Below are 9,815 nucleotides of genomic sequence, written 5' to 3' on the forward strand. Positions count from 1 at the left end.
AGCGTACTCTCACGCCATGCGCACGCTCATCCTCCCTCTCCTGCTGTTGCTGCTCGCCGGCCTGAGCCCGCTGGCCCATGCCGAACGCCTGCGCATCGTCAGCGACGACTGGGCCCCCTACCTCTACCAGGAGAATGGCCAGGCCAAAGGCATTGACTACGAGATAACCAACGAGGTGTTTAAACGCCTGGGCGTCGAGGTGCAGTGGCAGTTCCTGCCTTGGAGGCGCTGCCTGGCGATGGTAGAGCAGGGGCTGGCGGATGCAGTGATGGACATCTTCAAGGTCGATTCACGCCAGGGCTATATGGTCTACCCGGACGAACCCATGTCCCAGGTCGAGTTCGTCCTCTACCAGGCCCGCTCACGCCCGCACCCTGTCGTGCACCTGGAGGACTTGGCCGGGCTGACCGTAGGCACCTCCCCCGGTTATGTCTACGACAGCAGCTTCGCAGAATCGCCGCTGTTTCGCCGTGAGCCTGCGCCCAGCCACGAGGCCAACTTCGGCAAGTTGACCCGTGGGCGCATCGACCTCTTGGTGACCGACCGCCGGGTCGGCCGCTATGTGAGCCGCCGACTGGGTTTGGAGCAGACTGTGCAAGAACTGCCACTGCTGATAAGCCGTCGGCCCCAGTATCTGGGACTGGCCCGCAAACCTGGGCGCGAACAGCTGGCACAGGCATTCAGTGATGAACTGCGGCGCTTCAAACAAGAGCCGGCCTATGCAGCGATCAATGCCCGCTACCTCGGCAATCAGGATTTTCCTTTCGCCGTTGAGCAGCAGGAACGCGGCACACGCTGATTGCTCTGTTATACTCGAGCCTTCCCGCCCGGCTCACGCCCGGACGCTCGGCCTCGCAACAGGCATCTCGACCAGGCGCCGCGCACCTTTGGTGCCCGCCCGCAGGCTCCAGGATGCGCAGTGAACGCCCAGCTGGACCGGACGCGATCGCATCCCTCCGATGCCCGTCGCGCCAGGCAGAACACCCCATCGGGCCTAGCCCCCACGAGAACAGGATTGCCCATGTCCTTTGCTTCCCTCGGTCTCTCCGAGGCTCTTGTCCGCGCTATCGAGGCTGCGGGCTATACCCAGCCCACTCCGGTGCAACAGCGGGCCATTCCCGCCGTGTTGCAAGGTCGCGACCTGATGGTCGCCGCCCAGACAGGTACTGGTAAAACCGGCGGCTTCGCGCTTCCGATCCTTGAGCGTCTGTTCCCGGACGGCCATCCCGACAAGTCTCAACGTCATGGTCCCCGCCAACCGCGCGTGCTGGTGCTGACGCCCACCCGTGAGCTGGCTGCCCAGGTACATGACAGTTTCAAGGTCTATGCCCGCGACCTGAATTTCATCAGCGCCTGCATTTTCGGTGGCGTCGGCATGAACCCGCAGGTCCAGGCCATGGCCAAGGGCGTCGACGTCCTGGTCGCCTGCCCAGGTCGCCTGCTCGACCTCGCTGGCCAGGGCAGTGTCGACCTTTCGCGGGTCGAGATCCTGGTGCTGGACGAAGCCGACCGCATGCTCGACATGGGCTTCATCCATGACGTCAAAAAAGTGCTGGCGCGCCTGCCGGCCAAGCGCCAGAACCTGCTGTTCTCGGCAACCTTCTCCAAGGACATCACCGACCTCGCCGACAAGCTGCTGCACAACCCCGAGCGCATCGAGGTCACGCCGCCGAACACTACCGTCGAGCGTATCGAGCAACGGGTCTACCGCCTGCCGGCCAGCCACAAACGCGCCCTGCTGGCGCACCTGATCACCTTGGGCGCCTGGGAACAGGTGCTGGTGTTCACCCGTACCAAGCACGGCGCCAACCGCCTGGCCGAGTACCTCGAGAAGCACGGCCTGACCGCGGCGGCGATCCACGGCAACAAGAGCCAGAATGCCCGCACCAAGGCGCTGGCCGACTTCAAGGCCAATACCGTGCGCGTGCTGGTCGCCACCGACATCGCCGCTCGCGGCCTGGACATCGACCAACTGCCTCATGTGGTCAACTTCGAGCTGCCCAATGTCGAGGAAGACTACGTTCACCGCATCGGCCGTACGGGCCGTGCCGGTCGCTCCGGTGAAGCCATTTCGATGGTTGCGCCGGACGAAGAAAAGCTACTCAAGAGCATCGAGCGCGTCACCCGCCAGAAAATCCCGGATGGCGACCTGATGGGCTTTGACGCATCGCAGGTCGAGGCCGAGAAGCCGGAAGTGCGCGAGCGCCAGCCGAACAATGGCCGCGGTGGCCGCAACCAGCAACCTCGCGGCGAAGGCGGCAAGGAAGGCAGTGGCGGACGCAAGGACAAAGGCAAGGACAAGGGCCGCAACAAGCCTTCGTCCGAGAAGGCCGCGGAAAAGGACAAGTCTGGCGAGAAACAGCAGCAAGGCCAGCAGCGCAAGCCGCGCGACCAGAAGCCACGCCAGCAGCAGAACAACGGCCAGAAAGCCGTGCCTGTCGCCGCACCCAACCGTGACCCTGAGGAGTTCCTCGACGACGACGTCGACAACTTCGGCAACCGCGCCGACTACGTCAGCCCCTACCAGAACGCCAAGAACCAGGGGCGCAATCGTCGCCCGGGCGGCAACGGCGGCCAAGCCCAAGGCCAGCGCAGTGGTGGCGGCCAGGGGCAAGGCCAGGGTCGTGGCAATGGCCAGCAGCGCCAGGGCCAGGGCTCCGGTGAAAAGCGCCCGCGCAACGGCGGCGGCAGCAATGGTGGCGCCCGACGCGACAACAACGGCGGCCGTGCCCGCCGTGAAGATTCGTCCCGCCAGGAACCGGCCGTGCGCAACCCGCGCGAGTCGCAGAGCGCGCCAGTGATCATCCGCAAGGAATCCAAGCTGGACCGTTACCCGACCCCCGAGCAACTGGACGACCTGCCAAGCCGCCCACGCGGTGAACGCCCAGCACTGCTGACCCGCAAGGGCTGAGCGCGCCATCGCGGGGCCTGCCCCGCGATGCGGCCATGCAAAGCCAACAAAAACGCCGCCCATTGGGCGGCGTTTTTGTTGCTGGCGAAGCGAATTACTTCTGCTTCACGCCTTCGACGCTGATGTCCAGGTCCAGGGTCTGCGAAGTCGGGCCCGGGCCCTTGATGCCGAAGTCGTTCAGGTTCAGCGTGGTGGTGGCGTTGAAGCCAGCGCGCTCGCCGCCCCACGGGTCCTTGCCCTCGCCATTGAACACGGCCTTGAAGGTTACCGGCTTGGTCACGCCGTGCAGGGTCAGGTCGCCGGTCACATCGGCAGTCTTGTCACCGGTCGACTTGACGCTGGTGGAGACGAATTTGGCTTCTGGATATTTTTTGACATCCAGGAAGTCCTTGCTGGCGATGTGCTTGTCACGCTCGGCGTGGTTCGACCACAGGCTGGCAGTCTTCAGGTCGACGCTGATCTTGCTCGCCTCGGGCTTGGCGCTGTCCCAGGTGAAGTTGCCGTCGAAGTCCTTGAAGGTGCCGTGGATGAAGCTGTAGCCCAGGTGGCTGATCTTCCAGTCGACGAACGCGTGCTGGCCTTCCTTGTCGATCTTGTACTCGGCCGCCATGGCCTGGCCAGCGGAAATCAGTGCGGTACCGAGCGCCAGAGCGGCAAAAGTCTTTTTCAACATCCTTACTTCCTTCCTTTGCAATTGAGGTTGAGATTCAAGCTTTGCGGCCCAGCATGCGGGTCAGGGTCGCGTCACGGTCGATGAAATGATGTTTCAGTGCCGCCAATGCGTGCAGTACAGCGAAAATCACCAGGCCCCAGGCCAGCCAGAGGTGGATCACACCTGCCAGGTCGGCCTGGTCGGGCAGGTCGCTGACCAGCGCGGGAACGTCGAACAAGCCGAACACCGGAATACCCACGCCGTCGGCCGTGGAAATCAGATAGCCCGCTATCATCACCGCGAACAGGCCCAGGTACAGCGCCAGATGGCCCAGCTTGGCGGCCAGGCGAGTGACCTTGCCATGATTGGCCGGTGCCGGCGGCGGCGGGCTGACGAAACGCCAGACTACCCGCAACAGCATCAGTGCCAGCAACACCAGGCCGATGCTCTTGTGCAGGTCCGGGCCCGACTTGCGCCATGGGTCGTAATAATCGAGGCCGACCATCCACAGGCCAAGGCCAAACAGCCCGAAGACCGCCAGCGCCACACCCCAGTGCAGGACGATGCTGACCAGGCCGTAGCGAGAAGATGAATTGCGCAGTTGCATGTTGGCGTATTTCCCCGTGAAAGCTGTGCACAAGACTAACGCGTAATGCATCGAATAAAAGCGTAAAAAACAGCTTCTGATTATCGAAAAACCAGATATTTATTCTGCAAGCTTCCTATTAAGGAAACATTAACGATAGACGTTTGGAAGATCCGACGCCATCGCGGGGCAAGCCCGCTCACACAGGGCCCCGCGCAGGCAGCTATACCGGGATCAGCCGGCCTTGGCCTGGCTGTTGACCACCGGCTTCTTGGCCGGTTCCGACTTGGCGGTGGCCTTCTTCACCGGCGCCGGTTTGGCTGCAGGCTTGTGGGCCTGCTTGGCCGCAGGCTTGGCTTGAGCGGGCTTGGTAACGGCAGGTTTCACCGGTTCATCCTTGGCCACAGGCGCCGGGACGACAGGGGCGGGGGCCGGTACGGGCACAGGTGCAACCTCTTCGGCCTTGGTGATCGGCGCAGCCTTTACCTCTGGCTGGTCACCACCACCAAACAGGCGCGAGAAAAAGCCCGGCTTGTCCTGCTTGGCCTGCTCGACCTTCACTGGCTCTGCCTTGGCGGGGGCCTTGTCGGACGAGCCGCCGAACAGGTTGGAGAAGAACCCGCCCTTGTCCTTCGCGGCCGCGACGCCAGCCGCTCCAGTAGCCGCTGCGGCGGCTACCGATGCAGCCTTGGCCGGGTCGAAGGACTTGCCCGCCGCCAGGTCCTGGACCTGTCCCGCAGCACGCTGACCGCTACGCAGGGCCCCTTCGAGGGTACCTGGGTAAAGCGCATCGGTGTGTTCGCCGGCAAAGGCGATCCGTTGTACCGGGCGCTCCCACAGGCGCCAGTATTTGCTGATCTGTCCCGGGCCATAGGCCAGGTAGGCACCGCCCATGCCGGCGTCGGTGCTGTAGCGGCGGATTTCATAACCGGTAAAGGCGCCGCGTGCCTGCGGGTAAAAGGCGTGCAGGCGGATCAGCACCTGATCGACCATCTGCTTGTCACCGAAAGCCTGGAGCAAGCGGGCGTTATCGCCGGACAGGTTGATCACCACGTTGGCGCCACCCTTTAACGCCGGCTCGATCCACAGCATGCCCAGGCCAGTGTTGCTGAAGATCTCGCCGGACATGCGTGCACGGCTTTCCCATACCGGGTTCTTGAACTTGAGCATCAGCTGGTCGCGCCAGCCATAGTTGGTACCCTTCAAGGCCGCCAGGTGCTGCCCGTCCAGGCCAGGGGTCATCTGGATCTTGGCCAGTGCACGCAGCGGCACGGCCATGACCAGATAGTCAGCCTGGTAGCCGACACCGCCGACCTTGACGGTCACACCGTCCTTGTCCTGGACGATAGCGGTCACCGGAGAGCTGGTCTTGATGGTCTTCAATTGCTTGACGAAGGCCTGGGCCAGTACCGGGCTGCCACCCGGCAGACGCGCGGCGCGCAGGTCACGATCGCTGACGTTGCGATAGACCCGGCTCTGCTGGGCGAAATACAGCAGCGACAGGCGCGACGGCTCGTCATAGCGGGTACGGATCTGCTGGTTCACCAGTTGGCGAGCGGTCGCCGGCAATTGCAACTTGTCCAGCCAGGTAGACACAGTCATCTGGTCGAGGGCGAACAGTGTGCTGTTCGCCGCGGGATTGAGCGGGTCATCGATGGAGCGCGCCAAGTCATCGAGGGTCTTCTCAAAGCGTTTCAGCGCTTCAGCTGTGGCCGGCTGCTTGCTTGTGAGGTCCGTGGCGCTGAAGTATTCACCATCGATCAGGTAGCCGGGATTACGCACGAACTCCGGGGCCGGCAGGGTGCCCACCTTGAACTGCTCCAGATACTGGTTCAGTACCGGCTGGGCCTTGCTGTTGCCGATCCACTCGCTGGTTGCCAGGCCCGAACGCCCGCCCATGCCGGCCTTCGCTTCCAGCAGCGTCACCTGCCAGCCTTTGCTCTGCAGCTCGTAAGCCGCAGTCAGGCCCGCCAGGCCACCACCGACGACGATAGCCGTCTTGTCCTTGGCCAGCGCGGCACCGCTGGAAACCCCGATCAATACCAACGCGCACAGGCGCACCCAAGCAGCAGCCATGATGGCGAACTCCGGTTAGAGAAGCGACAGAAGAGACGGGAGCAATGCCCCGGGAGAGATGCGTTAAGAATACGTCACCTCTGCCCACCCTGCCACCGCAGTGACATCAAGTGCCTTTGGCAACTGGTAATTTTGTCAGTAGCAGTGGGTCGCCGGCTCGTGCAGCCTTGGCTGGCACTCAAGCACCGAGCCGGGGTACAGCCGTGATCTACAGCGAAGACTTTGCCAGATGGACGCCTTCGGCGCCCCTCCCCGAATGCACCTGGCACGCGCCCACTGGTCTGAGCATCGTATCCAATGGCATCGTCTACAGCGCGCGCTACCAAACCGACGAGGGGCGGCTCGGCACCGAATTGATCATCCATGGCCAGTGCGATATCGAGTTCATCTTCGGCCAGACGGTCGATTGCCTGCTGCTCGAGGTAGACGTCAACACGCTCGGCAGGGCCGTTTCGACCGCCTACTGGTTGACACTGCGCGACCAGGGCTACACCGAGTTCGCCCCCGGCCCCGGCACCCACGGTACCTCCTGGCACGACGTACCTGGCCCGCTCGACCGCCTGACCCTGTCCACCCTGCCGCAGTGCACCGTGCATATCCGCCAGTTGGAATGGCGCCCGGCCTGGAGACATTGAGCGGTTGTCCTGCCACCCGGCATTGCTTAGGCTTACGCGGTCAAACCGAGCCGTAAAGCCAGGAGTAGTGCCCATGGGCCTCAACGATCAGTGGATGCAGCGCGACCTGAAGGTCCTTTGGCACCCATGCACCCAGATGAAAGACCACGAACAGCTGCCGCTGATTCCGATCAAGCGCGGCGAGGGGGTGTGGCTGGAGGACTTCGAGGGCAAACGCTATCTGGACGCCGTCAGCTCATGGTGGGTCAACGCTTTCGGCCATGCCAACCCGCGCATCAACCAGCGCATCAAAGACCAGGTCGATCAGCTCGAGCACGTGATCCTCGCCGGTTTCAGCCATCAGCCGGTGATCGAGTTGTCCGAACGCCTGGTGGCCATCACTCCTGCCGGCCTCGAGCGGGTGTTCTACGGCGACAATGGCTCGTCGTGCATCGAAGTGGCGCTTAAGATGAGCTTCCATTACTGGCAGAACACCGGGAAACCGCAGAAGAAGCGCTTCGTCACCCTAACCAACAGTTATCATGGCGAGACCATCGCCGCGATGTCGGTGGGCGACGTGCCGCTGTTCACCGAAACCTACAAGGCGTTGCTGCTGGACACCATCAAGGTGCCAAGCCCGGACTGCTACCTGCGCCCGGAAGGCATGGGCTGGGAAGAGCACTCGCGGAACATGTTCGCGGCCATGGAGCAGACCCTGGCCGAACACCACGCCAGCATCGCCGCGGTGATCGTCGAGCCACTGATCCAGGGCGCCGGCGGCATGCGCATGTACCACCCGGTGTACCTCAGGCTGCTGCGCGAGGCCTGCGACCGTTACGACGTGCACCTGATCCACGATGAGATCGCCGTCGGCTTCGGCCGCACCGGCACGATGTTCGCCTGCGAGCAGGCCGGCATCACCCCGGACTTCCTGTGCCTGTCCAAGGCCCTGACCGGCGGCTACTTGCCGCTGGCCGCCTGCCTGACCACCGACAAGGTCTACCAGGCCTTCTATGACGACTACCCGACCCTGCGCGCCTTCCTGCACTCGCACAGCTACACCGGCAACCCGCTGGCCTGCGCCGCGGCCTTGGCCACTCTGGACATCTTCGAGCAAGACAACGTGATCGAGGCCAACAAGGCCTTGTCGGCGCGCATGGCCAGCGCCACCGCGCACCTGGCCGACCATGCCCACGTCGCCGAAATCCGTCAGACCGGCATGGTCGTGGCCATCGAGATGGTCCAGGACAAGGCCACCAAGGCCGCCTACCCCTGGCAGGAGCGCCGCGGCCTGAAGGTCTTCGAGCACGCCCTGAGCCGGGGCGCGCTGTTGCGCCCGCTGGGCAGCGTGGTGTATTTCCTGCCGCCTTACGTCATCACACCCGAGCAGATCGACTTCCTGGCAGAGGTGGCCAGCGAGGGGATCGATATCGCCACCCGCGACAAGGTGAGCGTCGCCGTGCCGGCCGACTTCCATCCGGATTTCCGCGATCCGGGCTAACCCCAGACCAACCCGAAACCTGTAGGAGCCGGCGCGTCCGCTCCTACAGGATCTGCGTCAGCCTTTTTCCAGAGCAAGCCCATGAGACTCTCCCGCTTCTTCATCGACGCCCCACTGGGCCTTGGCGAGCACGAGCTCCCCGAAGCCCAGGCCCACTACATTGGCCGCGTGCTGCGCATGGCCGCTGGCGACGCCGTGCAGCTGTTTGACGGCAGCGGCCAGGAATACCTCGGCCAACTGCTCGAAGTCGGCAAGAAAACCGTGCGCGTCAGCCTCGACCAGGCCCTCCCCGGCCAGGCCGACTCGCCTTTGCACATCCACCTCGGCCAGGGGCTGTCCCGGGGCGAGCGCATGGACTGGGCAATCCAGAAAGCCACCGAGCTGGGTGTCAATGAAATCACCCCTATCGTCAGCGAACGCTGCGAAGTACGTCTAAAGGACGAGCGCGCCGACAAGCGCCTGGCCCACTGGCGCCAGGTGGCTGTCAGTGCCTGCGAGCAGTGCGGGCGCTCGACCCTGCCGATGATCCACCCGCCCGTGACCCTGGCCGAGTGGCTGAAAAGCACCAAAGCCGAACTCAAGCTGGTGCTGCACCCGGTGGCCGAGCCGCTGACCAGCCATGCCAAACCGGCCAGGCTGGCCTTCCTGATCGGCCCCGAGGGCGGCCTGAGCGAAGCGGAAGTCGAGCTGGCCAAGGCCGCCGGCTGCCACGCAGCTCGCCTCGGCCCTCGGGTGCTGCGCACCGAAACCGCCCCTGTGGTGGCCCTGTCGGTGGCGCAGCAATTGTGGGGCGACTTCTAACGCACGTAAAAAGATACGGCGACAAAGTGCATCAGGCTGCCGGCAATCACGAACAGATGCCAGATGCCATGCCAGTGACGGAATCGGCTGTCAAACGCAAAGAAGATGATGCCGACGGTGTAGAACACACCGCCGGCCGCCAGCCAGGCGAAGCCCGCAGCACCCAGGCTATGCAGCAACGGCTTCACCGCCACCAGCACGATCCAGCCCATCAGCGCATAGATCACGATCGACAGGATCCGCGCCTCGGAGCGCGGCTTGATCTCCTGCAACATGCCGATCAGCGCAAGCCCCCAGACCACTCCGAACAGGCTCCAGCCCCAGGGGCCCCGCAGGCTCACCAGACAGAACGGCGTGTAGCTGCCGGCGATCAGCAGGTAGATCGACAGGTGGTCTAGCTTGCGCATGATGCGCTTCGCACGCCCGCGAGTGCTGTGGTAGAGGGTAGAGATGCTGTAGAGCAGCAGCAGGGTGAAACCGTAGATGGAGAAACTGACGATCTTCCAGGGATCGCCCTGCAGGCCCGCCACGACGATCAGCCAGCTCGCGCCGATACAGGCCAATACCGCACCGACCAAGTGGGTCCAGGCGTTGAAGCGTTCACCGTAATACATGCAAACACAGACCTCCCGCAGCAGTCAGGGTTCCTGAGCCCCGCGACAGGGCCCGCTCAA

The 9,815-nt window shown here is 63.8% G+C and carries 9 protein-coding genes; 5 read left to right on the top strand and 4 right to left on the bottom strand.

Annotated features, from left to right (window positions below; genetic code table 11):
• Positions 1-16 precede the first annotated feature (16 nt).
• Both LU688_RS25110 and rhlE2 read left to right on the top strand, forming a co-directional pair.
• On the top strand, positions 17-799 hold the full coding sequence (locus LU688_RS25110; RefSeq protein ID WP_094012387.1) for a substrate-binding periplasmic protein: 783 nt from the start codon (positions 17-19) through the stop codon (positions 797-799).
• 222 nt (positions 800-1,021) lie between these two features.
• Positions 1,022-2,911 (top strand): RNA helicase RhlE2, encoded by a 1,890-nt coding sequence (rhlE2, locus tag LU688_RS25115; RefSeq protein WP_177182945.1) that lies wholly within the window; start codon positions 1,022-1,024, stop codon positions 2,909-2,911.
• 94 nt (positions 2,912-3,005) lie between these two features.
• Here the strand turns inward: rhlE2 and LU688_RS25120 are convergent, their stop codons facing one another.
• The 3 genes from LU688_RS25120 to LU688_RS25130 all read right to left on the bottom strand — a co-directional run bounded on the left by LU688_RS25120 (position 3,006) and on the right by LU688_RS25130 (position 6,225).
• Positions 3,006-3,584 carry a YceI family protein gene (locus tag LU688_RS25120; protein ID WP_023629958.1) on the bottom strand — a complete coding sequence of 193 codons (579 nt, stop codon included), beginning with the start codon at positions 3,582-3,584 and terminating at the stop codon, positions 3,006-3,008.
• 34 nt (positions 3,585-3,618) lie between these two features.
• Positions 3,619-4,170 (bottom strand): cytochrome b, encoded by a 552-nt coding sequence (locus tag LU688_RS25125; protein ID WP_094012344.1) that lies wholly within the window; start codon positions 4,168-4,170, stop codon positions 3,619-3,621.
• Positions 4,171-4,383: 213 nt separating this feature from the next.
• On the bottom strand, positions 4,384-6,225 hold the full coding sequence (locus LU688_RS25130) for a flavin monoamine oxidase family protein (RefSeq protein WP_094012343.1): 1,842 nt from the start codon (positions 6,223-6,225) through the stop codon (positions 4,384-4,386).
• A gap of 203 nt (positions 6,226-6,428) precedes the next feature.
• Between LU688_RS25130 and LU688_RS25135 the strand changes: the two genes are divergently transcribed.
• The 3 genes from LU688_RS25135 (at position 6,429) to LU688_RS25145 (ending at position 9,141) form a co-directional block, all read left to right on the top strand.
• Positions 6,429-6,860, top strand: coding sequence for a hypothetical protein (locus tag LU688_RS25135; protein WP_023629961.1), 432 nt, complete (start codon positions 6,429-6,431; stop codon positions 6,858-6,860).
• 73 nt (positions 6,861-6,933) lie between these two features.
• Positions 6,934-8,340, top strand: a complete 1,407-nt coding sequence (locus LU688_RS25140) for an adenosylmethionine--8-amino-7-oxononanoate transaminase (protein WP_038706917.1) — start codon at positions 6,934-6,936, stop codon at positions 8,338-8,340.
• A gap of 81 nt (positions 8,341-8,421) precedes the next feature.
• Positions 8,422-9,141, top strand: coding sequence for a 16S rRNA (uracil(1498)-N(3))-methyltransferase (locus tag LU688_RS25145; RefSeq protein WP_094012342.1), 720 nt, complete (start codon positions 8,422-8,424; stop codon positions 9,139-9,141).
• On the opposite strand, the gene trhA is transcribed toward LU688_RS25145, so the two are convergent.
• Positions 9,138-9,755, bottom strand: coding sequence for a PAQR family membrane homeostasis protein TrhA (gene trhA, locus LU688_RS25150; protein ID WP_023632083.1), 618 nt, complete (start codon positions 9,753-9,755; stop codon positions 9,138-9,140). The two genes, LU688_RS25145 and trhA, sit on opposite strands and share 4 nt — an antisense overlap.
• Positions 9,756-9,815 lie beyond the last annotated feature (60 nt).

The organism is Pseudomonas soli (genome assembly GCF_021283165.2).
GTDB classification, from domain to species: Bacteria; Pseudomonadota; Gammaproteobacteria; order Pseudomonadales; family Pseudomonadaceae; genus Aquipseudomonas; species Aquipseudomonas soli.

Bases quoted from the DNA above. Each gene is read 5' to 3' on its own strand.
- LU688_RS25125 (WP_094012344.1), bottom strand. From the start codon at position 4,170: ATGCAACTGCGCAATTCATCTTCTCGCTACGGCCTGGTCAGCATCGTC.
- LU688_RS25110 (WP_094012387.1), top strand. From the start codon at position 17: ATGCGCACGCTCATCCTCCCTCTCCTGCTGTTGCTGCTCGCCGGCCTG.
- rhlE2 (WP_177182945.1), top strand. From the start codon at position 1,022: ATGTCCTTTGCTTCCCTCGGTCTCTCCGAGGCTCTTGTCCGCGCTATC.
- trhA (WP_023632083.1), bottom strand. From the start codon at position 9,755: ATGTATTACGGTGAACGCTTCAACGCCTGGACCCACTTGGTCGGTGCG.
- LU688_RS25140 (WP_038706917.1), top strand. From the start codon at position 6,934: ATGGGCCTCAACGATCAGTGGATGCAGCGCGACCTGAAGGTCCTTTGG.
- LU688_RS25120 (WP_023629958.1), bottom strand. From the start codon at position 3,584: ATGTTGAAAAAGACTTTTGCCGCTCTGGCGCTCGGTACCGCACTGATT.
- LU688_RS25145 (WP_094012342.1), top strand. From the start codon at position 8,422: ATGAGACTCTCCCGCTTCTTCATCGACGCCCCACTGGGCCTTGGCGAG.
- LU688_RS25130 (WP_094012343.1), bottom strand. From the start codon at position 6,225: ATGGCTGCTGCTTGGGTGCGCCTGTGCGCGTTGGTATTGATCGGGGTT.